This is a genomic window from Arthrobacter sp. KKT183, assembly GCF_055657625.1.
Window position 1 is genome coordinate 50010 of record NZ_JBVMVW010000002.1, and the last position, 17040, is coordinate 67049.

Sequence of the window (17040 nt, forward strand, 5' to 3'; positions counted from 1 at the left end):
TCTCTGCCGTGAGGTAGCCATAGCCTCAAACCTATTCTTAGGAATAAGCATTAAGTGGGACGACGGCTCGGGCGTGTCGTATAAAACCCTCTGTGCACCTTTCATCAGAGTCCTTGCGCGACGGCTGCCGCTGCGGCGAGCCAAGCACGCTGTGTGGCGGGCTTAAGGGCAGCGTGGCGAATACGGCCGGCTTTGAGTGCCTGATCATAAGGGACTGTGACGATGCGGCGCACGAGCGGGGCAAATCCGTCTGCGATGCGGCGGGCTTCGTCGCTGTCCTCAGGCTTCCATTGGGAAATGATGACGACGGCGTTTTCAGCGAGCTGGGCTGAGTGCTCGTCCCGTGCTGCGAGGGTTTGCAGGGTGAGCTTCGCGGCTTCGGCGCGGTCCTCCATGGTCGTTGTGGGGATTACGAGCTGGTTGGTGTGCCCGATCATGGCCCGCCAGTTTGCGGCGCGGGCTGTGTTTCCGGAATCCATGACGATCATCCGGTAGTATTTCGCGGCCACGGAGTGAACAGCATCTACTTCATCAGCGGAGATCTCGTGATCTCCTTCGTCGTTCTCATCAGAACGCAGCACGTCGTACTTGTCCTCGGTCTGGTGGTGCACGTAGTGCGCCAGTAAGGCGTTGTGGGCGAGAGGGGACAGCAACTGCTCTTTGTCGCGGAGCAAATCCAGCACGCTTGATGAATGTGGGCCTTGTTCGGTGCGCCAGCCCAGGGTGCCCTGGTTCTCGTTGTTGTCCCATGCGAGCACACCGCCGCCGCCGTAGCGGGCGAACACAGCGGCCAGGGCCGCAACGGTTGGGGTCTTGTTGGCCCCACCTTTCCGGTTCACCACGGCGATGGTGCGCGGGCCGGGCCAGTGCTGAGAGACGGCGTGAATGTCGGCGCGTTCGGCCATTTCCGATTGGGAAGGGTTCATGCGAATCCCCATGCGCGTCATGGCGCCACGGAATCCCTGGGTGGCTGGCTGCACCACTGGATCGCTGACGAGGAAGGAGGTTTCCTTCAAGCTGCGGCGGGTCTGAACCTCTGGTGCTGGGGCAGTCGGTGTCGCGCTGACCGCTGCAGCCATGTCCTGCTCGTCAGGCCCGGTCACGGCGGGTGAGGCATGTTGTGGGAGCTGTGGAGCTTCTGGCTGTGGCTCCTCCAGGGCGGGGGCGGCCGCTGTGAGTGGGACGGAGGTGATCTGCGGTGCAGGGACTGCGGAAGGCTCCTGCGCAGCTGCGACTGTTGCCGGCGGCGGGGTGGTGACTTGGTCGGCGGGTGTGGCCGGTTGGTTCAGTTCGGATCTCTTGATGGTGTCCACGGCTGCTTCTTCGTCCACGTGGACGATGCTCGGTGCTACTGGTGTGCTGACGGGTGTTTCAGCGCGGCATCGGCGGCCTTTGGTTTCAGCGGCTACTTCGTCAATGTTCCCGTCAGGATGGACGATGAGTTCGCTGTCGCCTTCGGGGCCTTCGGTGTAGACGCGAACCGGGCGGCTGAGTACTCCGGCCAAGTCGGTGACAATCGTCAGGGCCTCACGGCGGAGCGCTGTTTCGTCGGGGGCGTCAATGGGCCGGGAGTTCCCGGAGATGACGACTTCTCCGGTGCCGTTGGCCCGGACTATTGCCCGTACGTGGGGAAAGGCCGAGACTCCGGTTTGGTTGATGGTCATGGTGATCATTTCCTTACGTCAGAGGCGGGTCGGTAAGAGTTGGTTCGTACTGGTCAGTTGGCGACTTCGGGTGGGTAGAGCCGGTTGACCTTCCACGGCTCGTCCTGCCCCTGGCGGAGTAGCTGCACTCCGTAGTCGCCTATGTCGGTGGGCACGGTGGCGATGGCGCCGAATCCGTTGGTTTCATCTATCTCCAAGGTGGCGGGTCCGGTCACTTCGGTGACTGGCACGATGGCCGGATCCACCGCTGAATAGGCGGTGGTCGCCTCGGGCGTGAGCCAGCGGGCGAAGTCGTTGGCCCATTGAGTTTCCCCAACCTCCGGCCGGGCGAAGTCACGAATCGCATTTACGGCGGTCTCTTTAGCTGCGGCTTCAGCTTCGGGGGTCCATTCGGGGTTCTCGGGCACGTCCGTCTCGGTCGCGTGCGGGCCGTCGCCAACACTGTGGGAGGGCGTGTAGGTGCTGGTGGGTGTGGGTTCAGGTGTGGGGGAGTCGTCGCTGACGGAGCCGGTCCGATCCCCGCTGAAACAGGCGGTGCAGAGCAGCACCGCTGCGGCTGTAACGCCTAACCCGCTTGCACGTAAATACATCTTTCTGTGTTTCCGTGTAGCTGGTGTTGTGGTGGTCATCAGGCGTTCTCCTTAGTCGTCGCCGGGAAAGTAGAGGTAGGCGCTGACTTCGCCTGGCTGTATGGTGCGGGTGCTGTATTGGTGATCATCTGGTGGTGCCATGCCGTTGTATTCCTCGATCGCCACGGTGCCGTCATCGTTGATTCCGGAGACTATGGCGACGTGGCCAACGCTGCCGGCTCCGCCGACGTTGGCGGCGTAGTAGGCGACGGCTCCGACTTCTGGTTCCTGTCCGCTGTTCCAGCCCTGTCGGTGCCAGGCGTTAAGCCACTGTTCTGCGTTGCCAAGAGTCAGGTCTGAGTTGTGGAACTTCCACGGTTCACTGGTGACGCCAGCCATTTTGTTCAACCGCCACAGAACAAAGTCCGTGCATTCGCGGTTGTACATGCCCAACGGGGAAACGGCACCTGGTGGACAGGTTCCCCCGATCACGCAGTAGGGGGAGTTCGGCCAAGGCAGGTCGTCTCCTTCACCGCCGAGCTGCGGCCCGCCGGAGAGGCAGGTTTCGAGTCCTTCAATGTCCGCGACGGCGGCAACGACGTCGATAGCGTCGCCCCAATACTGCTCGTAATGGAACGGGTCAGCATTGCGCTGTACCTTGTGGGCGGCTTCGGTGGGGGAGAGGGATTCCCAACCTTCAACCTTCTGGAGTGCTTTGAAGAAGTTGGTTGCGCTGGTGGTGGGGTCCATTCGATCTTCGTAAGATCCCCACGTGCCGTTATCGCGTTGCTGGAAGAGTCCGCGGCTGTCCGGGCCGGGGCCGTCGCCACGGTCAAGCACCTGGAGGCTTGATTCGCCCATGGCAGTCATGACGCCGATGGTCTGAGCCTTCACGCTGAGATCCAGCGCTTTGCCCGCGCCGACGATCAGGGCGGCGTTGATCAACTGTGTGCTCGAGTACCCGGCAACCTCCGCGATGGGTAGGTTATCCGCCGTGACGGCAGGTGCGTTTGCCGTCCTGCACGTGCCAGCGGCAGTCTGAGGATTCTCGGTGGGTAGTAGGAGAAGCGAGAAGGTTAGTCCGAGCAGTGATGTCGGCACCAGTACGATCGAAGCGGCCGTGACCGTGTGCTTCACGCGTACCCCCAAACCGAAATAGTGCTTACTTTTATCAAGGTACTAGTTTACTAAGACTTTTGTGAACACCGTGGGGTGGTTGACTATGAACAACTGTCATTTATTGCCCATACGAGAGGGTTCACCACTGATGTCGGTCTCCGCGCGCGAGTTCCAGCGGTGGGCTGATCAGTGGTTCCCCGGAGTAAGCACCAGGGAACTGGCCCGATTGAGCGGCCTGAAGTCAACTACGCTGCATCAACAGATCGTGCGCAATAAGGTCGCTGAGTCAACCGTGATTTCCGCCGCCCGCGCTAAGAACCTTGACCCCCTGGATGCGCTGTCCTCCTTTGAGGGATACGCAGATCTTTTGACGGGGACCAGTGTTCCGACTGAAGCGGAACTGCTTAGTCAGGTTCACTACCTCGATGTTTTGCGTGAGGTGCTGGGAAGAGCAGGGGATTTGCCCACCATGGAGCCATCCATGCTGAGGCCCATTCCCCAGCAAGATTCGGTGCGCTCCTGGGTCGATGCGATAGATCCCGGTGACCTCCGCGCCGTCATGGCAGCGCGGTTGGGCATTACTGCTTCCACTCTCTCCACTCGATTGAAGACGAAGTTCGCTGTCCCTTTGGCTGTCGATATCGCGCGGCAAGCAGGCGTGTCATTAGCCAGTGGGTTGGTGGTGGGCGGCCTACTGACCGAGTCTGAGGGCGGCTGGCCCACCAATGGCCGATTCGAGGTTCTGCGAGCGCTGGGGGAGAGCGACCTGTTTTCGTTGGCCATTCGGAAACTGACGGTGGTGAACCGGGGGTACTGGCAGAAGCAACACAATAAGCAACAAGCTGAGGAGTTCTGGGGGAATCTCGGATGAGTACTTCAACTCTGATCGCTTTGACTCTTTTGGTCCTGTGTTCAGTTCTAACCTTGACTCGAATTCCAGCAGCCATGCGAGGCCACAATCGCTCCTCACTTTGTGCCTTCGCCCTAATCAGCACCGTACTAGCCCTGGCCATCCCGGACACCTATGCCGCAGTGGACGCCGCCCTGGGTGGAATAAACCTCGCGAACCTAGCATCCCGCTTGTTGCTGATCGGGGTCTTCACCATTGTGGGCTTGCGAGTCGCGGGGGCAGTCGGCTCATTCGAGGCGAAAGAAACGATCAACGGCCCTCTCGGTAAACGTGTACTTGCCCTCTGCATTACTGCCACCGCCGTCACCTTCTTTATGGCCGATGTGCCGACCAGCTCGATGGGGTTGAACGCTTACGCCGATCAACCCTGGGTAGAGGCGTGCCGGTTTATCAGTCGGCTGTACCCGGCCTTCATCGCCGCCGCCCTCGTTCGGGGATGCACCCGCGCTGCCCGATGCAGCGCACGGATACCGTCAGCGCGCTGGGCTGCTGGCTTGTTTGCCGCCGGCTTCGGCCTGGTGACGACGCTGCCTTTGTGGCATGGGTTGGACTTCTGGTTCCCCATGCAGTCTGCGATCGACGCCGTCACATACTCGGCGCTGGTTGTTGTCGCCCTGGCTCCGACCCTGTCGTGGATTTCGCGGCGACTGGACCTAAGGCGGCAACGCAACCTCATCCCGCGCAGCAAGACACGCCTCTAAGACACCGTCAACAGCACGAATCCGGTGCCGACCAATATCCCTACCATCGTGCCGGCGAGTACTTGGGGCGTGGTGTGAGCGCCGAGGCGTACGCGAGACCAGCAGACGGCAAGAGGAACGACGGCGCTGGTTAGACCCACCCAGCCGAAGAGCATGATCATAGCGACCATGAAGAAGGACGCCACTGCGGCATGAGCCGAAAGCTTCCACACCAGGTTCACTGCCAAGACAGCCAGAATCCCGGCAAGAACGCCCAAAATCATAAAAGTCAGCTGTAGCGGTGCACCGAGCAGCTGCAGGACACCAAGCCCAAGCAGCAACGACAGACAAGCACCCGCAAGCACAGGAGCTCGCTGCGTTCGAACACTGATGTGGTGATCCGCCAATCGGCCCCTCCGAGCAAGGAGGACCACGCACAGGAACGGCAGCGCGGTCACAAACAGCACAGCAACCAAGCCGTACAGGACACCCTCGATCCCACTTACCGACGAGATGCTACTCAAAAGCAGCAGAACCGTAACGAGCACCGCCGGAGCACCAGCCTCCGTCACCCAGCGCGCCGCTCGATAGCTCTGACGGGTTCCCCCGAGAGGCATAGAGGTCGAAATAGCGTTATCGCTCGAACGTGTGTTCACAAAGATCAATTGTTCTTGATAAGTTGATTAATGTGTCTAATCGATGGATCGCTGCGGTAGCTACACCTAGTAAACCAGAGGCCGCCATACCCCCTATTTCTCGCGTACCAGCAGTCACCGGAGCTGCTGGACCGCAACGCGGGATCCCTCAACCTGACGCAGCTGACCGGCTTCCTCGCCGGTACGTCACTGGCTCCACCGCACTCTGGATCGTTGGTGTACACGGGGGAGCGGGAGAGAGCGCGGTAACGCGTTTGATCAACGGGTCCCGTTCCACACAGCACACCTGGCCAGTGTTCGAGGATGCGGGGATGCCTCCCCGTGTTCTGCTGGTCTGCCGGTCCGATATGAACGGGCTGGAAGCTGCACGGCGGGCGCTCATTGAGTGGGCCGCACCGCAAGGACCACAGGTGGAACTTCTGGGGCTTGCCGTACTGGCTGACGCTCCGGGAAAACTCCCCAAAGAACTCCGCGACTTGGAAACCATCGTCGGCGGGGGAGCACCGCGACTCTGGCATCTGCCATGGGTGGAAGCCTGGCGGACAGGCGACGTGGCACCAGAACGACTGCCACGCGACACCCGCAAATTCATCATCGAAGTCAATTCACTGCTGCCCTGAAACCAGGCAGCCGCATCACCTCTGATTGAAAGGTCTCACCATGCTCCACACAGCAGCTCTCAGTCTCCAGATCTCCGCTGTAGACATCCTTGCCCAAGTGCCAAACCCTGGCGGGGGAGAGGCACCTCCCGGCTCAGAAGGACTACTCACCATCCTGAAGTGGGCTGCATGGATCGCCCTCGCCCTGGGTGTCCTCGGGGTCATCATCGCTGGCATCACCATGATGATCCAGACCCGCCGCGGCGAAGGGGGCGAAGGACTCGCACGCCTCGGCTGGGTACTCGCCGGCTGCGTCATCGTCGCAGGAGCCTCCGGACTCGTAACCGCGTTCGTCTGAACCAGTCAGGAGATCACCCATGAGTGACAGTTCCCCCGACAAAAATGACCGCAATCCATTCACGCGGCCCGCATTCATCTTGTCCGCCGCCCTGATCGTTGCACTAATCGCGGCGGTGGCCGTGATTGCATTCCTGCCTCGTGGGGACGATGAACCAGACGCAAGAACTGCAGCGCCAACTAGCAGCGCGCCCAGCTCGATGACAACAGCACCGGAAGAGACGCCGGACAGCGTCTGTGGTCTACCTGGCAACGACGACACCGCTTTGGGCGCGGCCCCTGAAAGTGACTGGGAACTCGTCGGAACCATGGCCGTTCCCAGCGCACCGGAAACATCGGGACCGGGTGTGACCGACGAGAGCGGGTTCCGATCCTGCTTTGCGCAGACACCAGCTGGTGCGCTGTATGCCGCCGCGAATATCTGGGCAACCGGATTCTTCGGTGATCCAGCAAAGCTTTATCAGGAACTGGCGGCTGACAGCTCGGTACGAGATCAAGCTCTCGAAGCTATCGGCAGCGGGGAAGAAGTCGGCTCGCAAAACGTCCCTGGGATGCAAATTAGAGGATTCATTCTCCGCAGCTATACAGATCAGGAAGCCACGGTTGATATCGCGGTTGAAACGGAAAATGGGTCCTTTGGGTCACTTCCGACGCCACTTGTCTGGGAAAACGGCGATTGGAAGATTAACCTTCCTCCCACTGGTAATACCGGACTCCAACAGCTCCAGAACCTCAATGACTACATCAGATGGGGAGAAGTCTGATGGAAGGAGAAGAGGGCTGCGCGCCTTGGGATCTCTGGTGCCAAGGCGGAGAGGTAGCTGAGGACTGGATTGGTACTGCCGTTGGTGACGCTATTGAGAATTTGGCTCGCGCTATTGCTGAGGCACTGAGTCAGGTCGTGACCGCGCTTTCCACTTTCTGGGTCGATATGCCTACGAGCAACTTGACTACTAATGACGGTGTGACGGGTTCTCCCACTGTCGCGTTTTTGCAGGATGGCCTTTGGTACTGGACAGCTGCACTGGCAGTCCTGGCGGTCATCGTCGGCGGCACACGCCTGATCTGGGAGCAGCGCGGCGCACCCGTGCGCGAGCTCGTCCGCTCCCTGCTGACTCTGACACTCGTCTCGGGTATGGGTCTGGCTGTTATCGCGTTTCTAATCGTGGCCTCTGACGGATTCTCCTCGTGGATTATCGATCAGGCCACAGACGGCACCGGCTTCGCCCCGGCTATCCAGACCATGATGCTGATGGGCGGGACGAACATAGCCGTTTTCATGGTGATCATCCTCGGTCTGGTCGGAATCATCACGTCGGTAATGCAAATCGTACTGATGGTGGTTCGCAGCGGAATGCTGGTCATTCTCGCAGGAATCCTGCCAACCACGGCGGCTTTCACAAACACAGAAATGGGTAAGCAATGGTTCCAGAAAACCATTGGCTGGACTCTCGCTTTCATCCTCTACAAACCTGCTGCGGCCATTGTGTACGCGGTCGCATTCCGACTCGTGGACGGTGAGCTGTCCGGGGCAAATGTCCTACTGAATACGATCACCGGTATCGCTTTGATGGTCGTTGCTCTGGTCGCACTTCCAGCGTTGATGCGGTTCGTGACGCCCATGGTGGGCGCAGTCGCGAGCGGTGGCGGCGGTATGGGTGCGGGCGCGGGAGCTGCGGCTGTGGCCGCGATGCCATCTGGTGCACGGTCTCTTGGTGCTGCAGGGCGCGGTGGCGGGAGTGCCTCTCCCATTCCGGCTAGCAGCAGTTCGAACGGCGGGCAGGCGCCCGGCGGCGGTGGAGACGGTAGTAAGTCCTCTCCTTCGGGCAGCTCGACTACGGGTAGCGGTTCTGGTGGAGCCAAGCCCACGCCCGGCTCAAGCGGTGGGAAGGGTCCTGGTCCATCCGGTGCGCTCTCGGGTACGCCTGCTGGTGTTCCCGCTATGGCGGGAGCTGGAGCGGGCGGCGGCGGTGCTGCATCCGGCGCTGCGGCAGGAGCGAAGGCCGGCGCGGTAGCTGGCCCTGTTGGAGCTGCTGCGGGTGCGGCCGCGTCAGCTGCGTCCAAGGGCGCAGAAGCAATAAAGAAGGTCTCAGACGAAGCAGCAGGGGATGGTCCAAGTGGCAGCAACAGTCAGTGAGTATAGAGAACCAACCTACGGAAACTGGCGTGTTCCGCGCTCTGCCGGGCTGGGCAAATTCGGGGCAATCGGCACCGGGATCATTCTCGTCGGCCTGATCTTCGGCATTATTTCGTTCGCTATCTGGGGCCTGTTCGTCGGCTTGGGAGTGATAGGTGTCTTTGGCATCGTCCTGCTTCTGCTGACGATCAAGGACAAGCACGGCCAGACGGTTGTGGACCGGGTAGGCGCTCGGGCAGTGTTCAGCCGTGCTCGGCGGAAGGGAACGAACCTCTACCGTTCCGGGCCTCTTGGTGTGACGGATTGGGGCATGTATCAGCTGCCCGGTATTGCCGCTAAGTCGCGGCTGTACGAGTTCAAAGACTCCTACAATCGCCCGTTCGCCATGCTGCACATGCCCACTACCAGTCACTTCACGGTGATCTTTTCCACCGAACCGGACGGCGCGTCCCTGGTCGATCCTGAACAGGTCGATGCATGGGTGGCGAACTGGGGCGGCTGGATCTCCGCACTGGGGGATGAGGCAGGCATTGAAGCAGCATCCGTGACGGTGGAGACGGCCCCGGATTCGGGATACCGGCTACGCAACGAAGTCGAAATGAACATCGACGAGAACGCACCGGATATCGCCAAGGAAATGCTGCGCGAAGTCATCCGAACCTACCCGGAAGGCTCCGCAACGGTCCGGGCGTGGATCACCCTCACCTTCAATGCCACTATGCGTTCCGGGTCCCGGAAACGCGAACCTCAGGAAGTCGCTAAGGATCTCGCCTCCCGGCTTCCTGGGCTGTCTCAGCGGTTGCAGGCAACCGGGGCGGGTATCGCCCGCCCTATGGCAGCACAAGAGCTGTGTGAGGTTGTCCGGGTCGCCTACGATCCACCGGCTGCACTGGTCATTGACGAGGCTCACGCCTCCGGGCACCCGGTAGAACTCACCTGGGGCGAGGTCGGCCCATCCGGTGCGCAAACCAACTGGGAGAACTACCGCCATGAGGGCGCATATTCGGCGTCGTGGACCATGAGCGGCGCTCCGCGTGGCTCTGTCCATGCCAACGTCCTTTCCAAGCTTCTGGCCCCGCATGGGGACGTGGACCGTAAGCGGGTCACACTGCTGTACCGTCCGATGGATTCGGCCCGGGCGGCTCAGCTGGTCGAACGGGATCAGAACAATGCCAACGTCCGCATTACCTCCGGTAACCGTCCCTCTGCCCGTGCGCTGGTCGATGCCCGCTCGGCGGCGCAAACAGCGGCAGAAGAAGCTCAGGGAGCCGGGCTGGTGAACTTCGGCCTGGTGGTCACGGCCACGGTCAACGGTCTGGACCGGGTCCCTGACGCGGTGGCGGCGATTGAGCAAACCTCCGGTGCTGCGCGGTTGCTGTTACGCCGCGCTTATGGGTCGCAAGACACCGCGTTTGCGGCGTCACTGCCGATTGGTTTGGTGCTGCCCAAGCACGTCCTGCTGCCCTCTGAGATTCGGGAGGCGCTCTAAATGGCGCGTATGAAGCTCCAGAAGAACCGGCACCACGTAGAGCCGGTGGAGCCGAAGAAGAAGAAAGCCCCGGTGGTCCGGGAGAAAGTACCTGGTGCGCGGGGCTGGCGTGGCCGTGGCGGTGGCGCAGCGGCACTGGTTCCCTCGGTGCGGGAGTACCGGGGAACCACAGTTCAGGTGTGTGGGCTGTGGCCTTTTTCCTCGGGTACGTCCTCTCCCATGATCGGTGTGCCGCTGGGTAAGCATGAGGAAACGCAGGCCACGGTCTGCTGTGATCCGATCAGCTGGTTTCAGCGCGCCCGGCTGATTTCCAACCCCTCGGCGTTCATCCTCGGTAAGCCAGCACTTGGAAAGTCCACGCTGGTGCGCCGAATGTGTATTGGTTTGGCTGGACAGGGCACGAGTCCGCTGGTCCTGGGGGACTTGAAGGGCGAATACGTTGACATGGTCGATGCGCTCGATGGGCAGGTAATCGAGCTCGGCCGCGGCGTCGGATATTTGAACATTCTGGATCCCGGTCAGGCTATTGAGGTGGCGCAGCTCCTCGAGGACGAAGGCCACGAGGATGCTGCGGTGCGGGTCCGTGCTGACGCTCACGGGCGGCGCCTGAATATGGTGGTTGCACTCATCACGATCAGCCGGAACCAGCCTCCGACGGATCAGGAACAGACCATTATCGACCGGGCGTTGCGGTGGCTCGATGAGCACTTTGAGGGCATTCCGGTGCTCGGGGATCTTCTCAAAGTCATCCAGGACGGTCCGGACGAGTTGCAGCAGGTCGCTCTCAATCGCGGCGATTGGAAGCTCTACCAGCAGGAAACCAAGGCTTTGGAGGCTACGCTGCTCGGCCTGACGGGCGGCGGGAAGCTCGGGGAGATTTTCTCCCGTCACACTTCAAAACCGATGAAACGCGGTAAAGCCGTGGTGTTCGACGTATCCACCATCGACGAAACGGAAACCGATCTCCAAGCTGCTGTGCTGCTGGCGTGCTGGTCTTACGGCTTCGCCACGGTCAACGTTGCTCACGCCCTGGCTGATGCCGGGCTGGAGCCTCGTCGTCACTATTTCGTGGTTTTGGATGAGCTGTGGCGGGCGCTGCGCGCCGGTAAGGGCATGGTGGACCGTGTTGATGCGCTCACCCGCCTAAACCGCTCTGTCGGTGTGGGACAGGTAATGATTTCCCACACCATGAGTGACCTTCTCGCCCTGCCTGCCGAAGAGGACAGGATGAAGGCCCAAGGCTTTGTCGAGCGTTCGGGCATGGTCATCTGTGGTGGCCTCCCGGCCGCCGAAATGACACTGCTGACCAAGGCTATTCCGCTCTCCCGGCAGGAACAGCAAAAACTGGTGTCCTGGCAAGATCCGCCCGCGTGGGATTCTCGCGGTCTGGACGTTGAACCGCCCGGACGGGGGAAGTTCCTCATCAAAGTAGGCGGACGGCCCGGCATCCCCGTCCACATCGGGCTGACCGCCGTTGAAGCGAAGCTCAATGACACGAATAAGCGCTGGCACAGCACCAACGATGCTCCGCTGCTCGCCGAAACGGCAGCGGCCCCACTGACGGCAGGAGGTCCGGCATGAGCGCCCCTAACCGCAAGGGCGGTGCAGGAGACTTCACCGAAGGAATTGTTCTTTTCTCGATCCTCGGGCTAATCGTGGTTGTGGTCGGGGGGGCGTGGGTGGCCACGCACTGGGGTTCCTCACTGGCCGGCATCGCCGCTCCACCGGTTCATCCGGTGGAACTCGTTGCCGGTGTGCTGAAGCAAGAAATCCCGTGGCCGGTTGAATCCACGTTCATCGCCTGCGGTCTCGGTGCCGCTGTCCTCCTCCTGATCACCGGCATTGTGATTCTCGCGCTCCGTTCCGGGGGCAGGAAGAAACGGGTTGATCGTGCTGCAACTCATATGGCCAAAGGTAAGGCGCTGCTCCCGCTGACCCGCAAGGGTGCGCTGAAAACTGCGAAGCGTCTCGGTGTGGCGGACTCTCCGGGCGTGCCGATCGGTAAAGCGGTGATTTCCGGGCAGGACCTCTTCGGTAGCTGGGAGGATATGCACGTCGATATCTGGGGCCCGCGAACGGGAAAAACCACCTCACGGGCCATTCCGGCGATTGTGTCCGCTCCTGGGGCTGTGGTGGTGACCTCCAATAAGCGCGACGTGGCCGACGCCACCCGTGAAGTCCGGGCAGAACATGGTGAAGTGTGGGTTTTCGATCCTCAAGGCGTGGCCGGGGAACAACCTACTTGGTGGTGGAATCCTCTCTCCTACGTCACTGACGAGAACAAAGCGGGAAATCTCGCAGAGCACTTCGCGACGGGCACCCGTGAACCCGGCAGCCGGATCGATCCCTTCTTCGACGGCTTCGGCCAGCAACTACTCACAGCATTACTGTTGGCGGCCTCCTGCGATGACCGGCCGATCACTCAGATTCACGCCTGGCTGACCGACCCCAACGAGGACGAGGCAGTCGGAATCCTCCGACAGCACGGCTACACCATGAACGCTGATGCGCTCTCCAGCATCATGAACTACGCCGACAAGCAGCGCGACGGTATCTACGGCACCGCTTTGGGGTACGTGAGCTGCCTGACCAACCAAACGGTGGCGCCCTGGGTGAACCCGCAGGGCGGTTCGAACCGCCGGCGGGAGTTTCACCCAGAAGAATTCGTGCGGGGCAAGAACACGCTCTACAGCCTCTCCAAGGAAGGAACCGGCACCGCCGGCCCTCTCGTCACGGCGCTGACCGTAGCCACGGTTGAAGCCGCTGAGGCCTACGCCGTGGTGTCCCCCGGCGGAAGGCTACCCACTCCCATGGTCGGCGTCCTGGATGAGGCAGCCAACGTCTGCCGATGGAAAGAACTGCCGAACCAGTACAGCCACTACGGCTCCCGCGGAATCGTTCTCATGACGATCCTGCAGTCCTACGCGCAGGGCGTTTCGGTCTGGGGAAAAGAAGGGATGCGTAAGCTCTGGTCAGCGTCCAACATCAAGGTGTACGGCGGAGGTGTGGCCGAACCCGAATTCATGACCGAACTGTCCCAATTCATTGGCGACTACCAGTACACCGGGCGCACCACCAGCCGGGGCAAGAACGGCAGGAGCACCAGTGTTGATCCGAACCGGAAAGAACGCATCCTCGAACCTGACGACCTCGTGTCACTAGAACGCGGACGAGCGATCGTATTCGCCTCCGGCATCCGCCCGGTCCTCATCAAAACCACGCCATGGATGACTGGTCCCGACGCCGAGAAGATCAAGGCCTCTATCGCCGCCCACGACCCAGGCTCCCGGCAGGAGCCAGAGCCGCTCGTCTCTGCGCCCAGTCCAACCTCAAACAACAAGTGGGTTCAGGCGGTGAACAACGATGGTTGAGGGCCTCGGGAACTGGGACGACGTGGAAGACGACGTCGACGCTTCTAAAGCTGCCGACTCTCCTCATGGTGCAGGCGAAGAGCCCTCCCTCGTCTTCGCCACAGTCGACCAGTTCGTACAAGAGCACCTAGCGCATACCTACCGACGCACCCTCAACGTGCAGGGAGGCCACACCTGGTGTCCTGAATGGTGGAGACACGGCGAAGCAATCAGTCGCCTAGAAGCGCTGTGGAGGGCATGGGAAGACCTCCGCCGCGACGGCCAGACCGGCATGAGCTCGTGGTGGCGAGACCACGCCGACCACCACATGCCAATCCTCCTCTCCACTGATGGTCCATTCAAAGGCTGCACACCCGAAAGAGGCCATAATCCACGGCTAGCCCCCCTGCCCTGCACGCCTCCACCAGTTGGTCTTTTTTTATCCCCTAATGAGCCAACTTATGCAAAACTAATCGGTACCAACTGACTCTGGGGGATATATGCAGGGCTTGACATACGCGGTCGATCTCGTACTGGTTATTGACCTGACAGCATCAATGGGGCCAATCCTGGAGGAGGTGAAGACACACTCTTTGGCGATCCATGACGACATCCGCGCAGCGCTTGCCGAGAAGGACAAGGAAATTGACAAGCTTCGCGTGCGGATCGTCGGCTATCGCGACTTCTATGTCGATGGCGCCGCGTCTATCTCGGAGAGCCCCTTCTTCGAACTTCCCGATCAAGTCAGCCAGTTCGCGGCGGAGGTCAAGGACCTGCGGCCCGCAGGTGGCGGCGACGAGCCGGAGTCGGGCCTGGAGGCCCTCGCCTTAGCTATCCGCTCGGAGTGGACGTCGGAGGGTACCCGCCAACGCCAAATCATCGTTGTCTGGACCGACGCCTCCGCGCACCAGCTCGAGAAGGCCGCTGGCAAAGACTTGCCGCATTACCCGTCCGGTCTGCCCAAGACTTTCGACGAGCTCACCGATGATTGGGAGGGCCAGTCATACATGTCGGCCACGGGCAAACGGCTCATCCTCTTCTCCCCGGATGCGGCGGGCTGGTCGGATATCTCCGCGAACTGGGAAAACGCGATTCACTTCCCGTCGCGGGGCGGCCAGGGCCTCAAGGACATTGACTACTCGGCCATCCTCGACACAATCGCCAATAGCGTCTGATGTGGTGCTTCTCTCGGCGCCGAAAGGAACGACGAGTGAAGATGGATAAGATGGCTAACCCCTCGCTGGAGGTAGTCGATCCCACGCCCGAGCACGGCCAGGAAGTAGGTGTCTCGGTGGCCAACCCAGTAATGGACAACGCAGTCACCTCGCTCGATACAGTGGTATACGCCGACGCCATAAGGCTCGACAAACGACCTGGGCAGGGTGAGGATGCTGACCCGCTAGTATCGCTCCGCCAGGATCAAGTCGTGCTCGGCGTCTTCGACGGTCTCGGTGGCGCGGGCGCTGAAGTCTACGAGACTGCCGAGGGGCGGAAAAGCGGCGCCGCAATCGGGGCTGCGGTTGCGTCGCGCGTATCGCGCGATGTTCTAGAGCGGGCAGGTGGCCGTGTCGCTGCCGCAGACCTCAAAGTGGAACTGGCAGGGAACCTCCAGCGCAGCCTTCAGACGGTAGGAGGCGAGACGTCGGTGCTAAGAGGACGCCTGATTCGTAAGCTACCGACTACGGTAGCTGTAGCCCGCGTTGGCCTCGGTGAGCCCAAAAATGTTCCGCATGCTCGCATTTGCACCACTTTCTGGGCAGGCGATTCACGCGTCTATGTCCTCGACCATCGCGGCCTCCGCCAACTCACTCGCGACCACCTAGCCATACCGAATGACGCGATGCAAAACCTCCTTCAGGATTCCGAGCTGAGTAATTGCGCGAGAGCGGACGGGGACTTCTACCTAGAATCCGCCGATATTGAAATTGGCCCGAGCCCATTCATGGTAATTGCAGCAACTGACGGCGTGTTCGGGTACATCCCGACGCCGATGCACTTTGAGAACCTTCTGCTACAGACGATCTCAAGTTCCCACTCGTTCGCCGAGTGGAGCACCACATTGGAGCAACAAATAGCCGCTTACACCCAGGACGATGCAACCCTCGCTTATTCGGCAATCGGCTGGCACGATTTCGCGGAGATGAAGGCAAAGCTGGAGCAGCGCACTCGCGACACCGCCATGACAACCGAGCGAATTGATCGCGCCGCTGAAGCCGTACAGGCTGCGAACGCCGAAGCCGCAGCAGCGAATGCCAAACTCGAGGCAGTTCGCCAGTCCAGCTGGGACGCATACCGAGCCGCGTACGAACTCTCAGCTCGCACGGAGCAGTCGTGAGCACAGAAATAATCAACGGCTATCGCATCGTTAGCGACTGGACAACTGCAGGCGGCGGAATGGGCAGGTGGGCTTTCGCTGAGAAGAGCGGAAATACGTACTTCATCAAGCAGTTCCTGCGCCCAACCTATCCGCTTGCAGACGGCCCCGGTTCCGCCGCTACGAAAGCCAAGAAGCGCAAGGTCTGCGAGACGTTTGAGTCACACCATAAGGCGCTACTCGAATCGCTCTCCGGCCTCGCTGGCGCCGGCGGTCATCTGGTCGTCACACGCGAGTTCTTCCGGGTCGGCGCCAAATACTACAAGGTCACAGATCGAATCGAGACCTCGTCCTTGAGCATCGGCGAGATAACCAGCATCGAACCAGCCCGTAACAGGGTTATCCTTGCCCTCACGATCGCGCATAGTCTAGAGATTTTACACCGGCAGGGCATCGTCCATGGCGATCTAAAGCCGGCCAACATTCTGCCGAAGCTCGCTTCGAAGGATGTCTTCGTGGCGAAGCTCATCGACTTCGACGACTCGTACCGCGTGAGCGACCCACCGCCGCCGGATGAGGTGGTTGGAGACTTCACGTACTACTCTCCTGAGCTACTGCAGTACATCCAAGGGGAGGGTGATCGAAAGCGGCTGGGTTGTGCGTCCGACATCTTTGCACTCGGCATCGTTCTTTGCCAGTACTTCGCCGGGGAGCTTCCGGGGATCATCCCGAGGGAGGGCGAGAGCAAGTCCGCCGGCACAGGCAACGTTGCGCAGGCTGTCATTCGTGGTCAGGTGATCTCAACGGGCTTGGCGTCCTCATGGCCGGACATAGACGAACTGCTGCTCTCGATGATGCAACTGGACCCTGATGCGCGGCCTGTGATCGGCAAAGTCTCGGAGTCTCTCAAGCGTATTCGGGACCTGGAAACGAAGGGCACCCGCACGAAGAAAGGGGCGTCGAAGGGCAGCACGACTTCCGCCTCTGGTATCGCTGATCCCGCAACTCCTCGTTTGAAAGGAAGAGGCCTGTCGATCGGTCGATCGACTTCATCGGCAGCGAAGTCCGCCTCCGTAGCCGCGGCAGAGAAACCGTCTGCAACAACGTCCGCTTTGCGAGGGAAGCTTGCATCCCCTCGCAAAGATTTGACGTAGGCGCTGTCGGTGCGCACATGCGAAGTGTGCGACACGCAGGCG

Annotated in this window: 17 protein-coding genes; 13 read left to right on the forward strand and 4 right to left on the reverse strand. The window is 60.9% G+C overall.

Annotated features, from left to right (window positions below; genetic code table 11):
* Positions 1-104: 104 nt before the first annotated feature.
* The 3 genes from ACZ2GY_RS17555 to ACZ2GY_RS17565 are packed head-to-tail and all read right to left on the reverse strand — an operon-like array spanning position 105 to position 3370.
* Positions 105-1664 carry a MinD/ParA family ATP-binding protein gene (locus ACZ2GY_RS17555; protein ID WP_471673623.1) on the reverse strand — a complete coding sequence of 520 codons (1560 nt, stop codon included), beginning with the start codon at positions 1662-1664 and terminating at the stop codon, positions 105-107.
* Between the two features lie 53 nt (positions 1665-1717).
* Positions 1718-2293 carry a hypothetical protein gene (locus tag ACZ2GY_RS17560; protein ID WP_471673624.1) on the reverse strand — a complete coding sequence of 192 codons (576 nt, stop codon included), beginning with the start codon at positions 2291-2293 and terminating at the stop codon, positions 1718-1720.
* 12 nt (positions 2294-2305) lie between these two features.
* A complete protein-coding gene (locus tag ACZ2GY_RS17565; RefSeq protein WP_471673625.1) occupies positions 2306-3370 on the reverse strand; it encodes a CHAP domain-containing protein in 1065 nt (354 codons plus the stop codon).
* A gap of 130 nt (positions 3371-3500) precedes the next feature.
* Here ACZ2GY_RS17565 and ACZ2GY_RS17570 point away from each other — a divergent pair, with 130 nt between their 5' ends.
* Together ACZ2GY_RS17570 and ACZ2GY_RS17575 are read left to right on the forward strand one after the other, a co-directional pair.
* Positions 3501-4223, forward strand: coding sequence for a hypothetical protein (locus ACZ2GY_RS17570; protein ID WP_471673626.1), 723 nt, complete (start codon positions 3501-3503; stop codon positions 4221-4223).
* 74 nt (positions 4224-4297) lie between these two features.
* Positions 4298-4963: a hypothetical protein gene (locus ACZ2GY_RS17575; RefSeq protein WP_471673627.1), complete on the forward strand. Its 666-nt coding sequence runs from the start codon at positions 4298-4300 to the stop codon at positions 4961-4963.
* Here the strand turns inward: ACZ2GY_RS17575 and ACZ2GY_RS17580 are convergent.
* Entirely contained in the window at positions 4960-5466 is a 507-nt protein-coding gene (locus tag ACZ2GY_RS17580; protein WP_471673628.1) for a phosphatase PAP2 family protein, read from the reverse strand. The two genes, ACZ2GY_RS17575 and ACZ2GY_RS17580, sit on opposite strands and share 4 nt — an antisense overlap.
* 164 nt (positions 5467-5630) lie before the next feature.
* Between ACZ2GY_RS17580 and ACZ2GY_RS17585 the strand changes: the two genes are divergently transcribed.
* From ACZ2GY_RS17585 to ACZ2GY_RS17635, 11 genes are read left to right on the forward strand one after another with little or no spacing between them, the layout of a single operon-like run.
* Positions 5631-6218 carry a DUF6668 family protein gene (locus ACZ2GY_RS17585; RefSeq protein ID WP_471673629.1) on the forward strand — a complete coding sequence of 196 codons (588 nt, stop codon included), beginning with the start codon at positions 5631-5633 and terminating at the stop codon, positions 6216-6218.
* A gap of 40 nt (positions 6219-6258) precedes the next feature.
* Entirely contained in the window at positions 6259-6555 is a 297-nt protein-coding gene (locus ACZ2GY_RS17590; RefSeq protein WP_471673630.1) for a hypothetical protein, read from the forward strand.
* A gap of 19 nt (positions 6556-6574) precedes the next feature.
* A complete protein-coding gene (locus ACZ2GY_RS17595) occupies positions 6575-7318 on the forward strand; it encodes a DUF8175 domain-containg protein (RefSeq protein WP_471673631.1) in 744 nt (247 codons plus the stop codon).
* Positions 7318-8691: a TrbL/VirB6 family protein gene (locus ACZ2GY_RS17600; RefSeq protein WP_471673632.1), complete on the forward strand. Its 1374-nt coding sequence runs from the start codon at positions 7318-7320 to the stop codon at positions 8689-8691. Before ACZ2GY_RS17595 ends, ACZ2GY_RS17600 begins: the two co-directional genes overlap by 1 nt.
* Entirely contained in the window at positions 8672-10180 is a 1509-nt protein-coding gene (locus ACZ2GY_RS17605) for an SCO6880 family protein (RefSeq protein WP_471673696.1), read from the forward strand. Before ACZ2GY_RS17600 ends, ACZ2GY_RS17605 begins: the two co-directional genes overlap by 20 nt.
* Positions 10181-11761 carry a helicase HerA domain-containing protein gene (locus tag ACZ2GY_RS17610; RefSeq protein WP_471673633.1) on the forward strand — a complete coding sequence of 527 codons (1581 nt, stop codon included), beginning with the start codon at positions 10181-10183 and terminating at the stop codon, positions 11759-11761.
* Positions 11758-13551: a type IV secretory system conjugative DNA transfer family protein gene (locus ACZ2GY_RS17615; RefSeq protein ID WP_471673634.1), complete on the forward strand. Its 1794-nt coding sequence runs from the start codon at positions 11758-11760 to the stop codon at positions 13549-13551. The genes ACZ2GY_RS17610 and ACZ2GY_RS17615 overlap by 4 nt, the downstream gene beginning before the upstream one ends.
* Positions 13544-14017, forward strand: a complete 474-nt coding sequence (locus ACZ2GY_RS17620) for a DUF4913 domain-containing protein (RefSeq protein WP_471673635.1) — start codon at positions 13544-13546, stop codon at positions 14015-14017. The genes ACZ2GY_RS17615 and ACZ2GY_RS17620 overlap by 8 nt, the downstream gene beginning before the upstream one ends.
* Before the next feature lie 13 nt (positions 14018-14030).
* A complete protein-coding gene (locus ACZ2GY_RS17625) occupies positions 14031-14705 on the forward strand; it encodes a vWA domain-containing protein (protein WP_471673636.1) in 675 nt (224 codons plus the stop codon).
* A gap of 35 nt (positions 14706-14740) precedes the next feature.
* Positions 14741-15865, forward strand: coding sequence for a hypothetical protein (locus tag ACZ2GY_RS17630; protein ID WP_471673637.1), 1125 nt, complete (start codon positions 14741-14743; stop codon positions 15863-15865).
* Positions 15862-16998 carry a protein kinase domain-containing protein gene (locus ACZ2GY_RS17635; RefSeq protein WP_471673638.1) on the forward strand — a complete coding sequence of 379 codons (1137 nt, stop codon included), beginning with the start codon at positions 15862-15864 and terminating at the stop codon, positions 16996-16998. Before ACZ2GY_RS17630 ends, ACZ2GY_RS17635 begins: the two co-directional genes overlap by 4 nt.
* Positions 16999-17040 lie beyond the last annotated feature (42 nt).

What these genes read in the sequence shown, in the direction of transcription:
- ACZ2GY_RS17555 (WP_471673623.1), bottom strand. Translation starts at nt 1,664, where the DNA reads ATGACCATCAACCAAACCGGAGTCTCGGCCTTTCCCCACGTACGGGCA.
- ACZ2GY_RS17560 (WP_471673624.1), bottom strand. Translation starts at nt 2,293, where the DNA reads ATGACCACCACAACACCAGCTACACGGAAACACAGAAAGATGTATTTA.
- ACZ2GY_RS17570 (WP_471673626.1), top strand. Translation starts at nt 3,501, where the DNA reads ATGTCGGTCTCCGCGCGCGAGTTCCAGCGGTGGGCTGATCAGTGGTTC.
- ACZ2GY_RS17575 (WP_471673627.1), top strand. Translation starts at nt 4,298, where the DNA reads ATGCGAGGCCACAATCGCTCCTCACTTTGTGCCTTCGCCCTAATCAGC.
- ACZ2GY_RS17590 (WP_471673630.1), top strand. Translation starts at nt 6,259, where the DNA reads ATGCTCCACACAGCAGCTCTCAGTCTCCAGATCTCCGCTGTAGACATC.
- ACZ2GY_RS17595 (WP_471673631.1), top strand. Translation starts at nt 6,575, where the DNA reads ATGAGTGACAGTTCCCCCGACAAAAATGACCGCAATCCATTCACGCGG.
- ACZ2GY_RS17600 (WP_471673632.1), top strand. Translation starts at nt 7,318, where the DNA reads ATGGAAGGAGAAGAGGGCTGCGCGCCTTGGGATCTCTGGTGCCAAGGC.
- ACZ2GY_RS17610 (WP_471673633.1), top strand. Translation starts at nt 10,181, where the DNA reads ATGGCGCGTATGAAGCTCCAGAAGAACCGGCACCACGTAGAGCCGGTG.
- ACZ2GY_RS17615 (WP_471673634.1), top strand. Translation starts at nt 11,758, where the DNA reads ATGAGCGCCCCTAACCGCAAGGGCGGTGCAGGAGACTTCACCGAAGGA.
- ACZ2GY_RS17620 (WP_471673635.1), top strand. Translation starts at nt 13,544, where the DNA reads ATGGTTGAGGGCCTCGGGAACTGGGACGACGTGGAAGACGACGTCGAC.
- ACZ2GY_RS17625 (WP_471673636.1), top strand. Translation starts at nt 14,031, where the DNA reads ATGCAGGGCTTGACATACGCGGTCGATCTCGTACTGGTTATTGACCTG.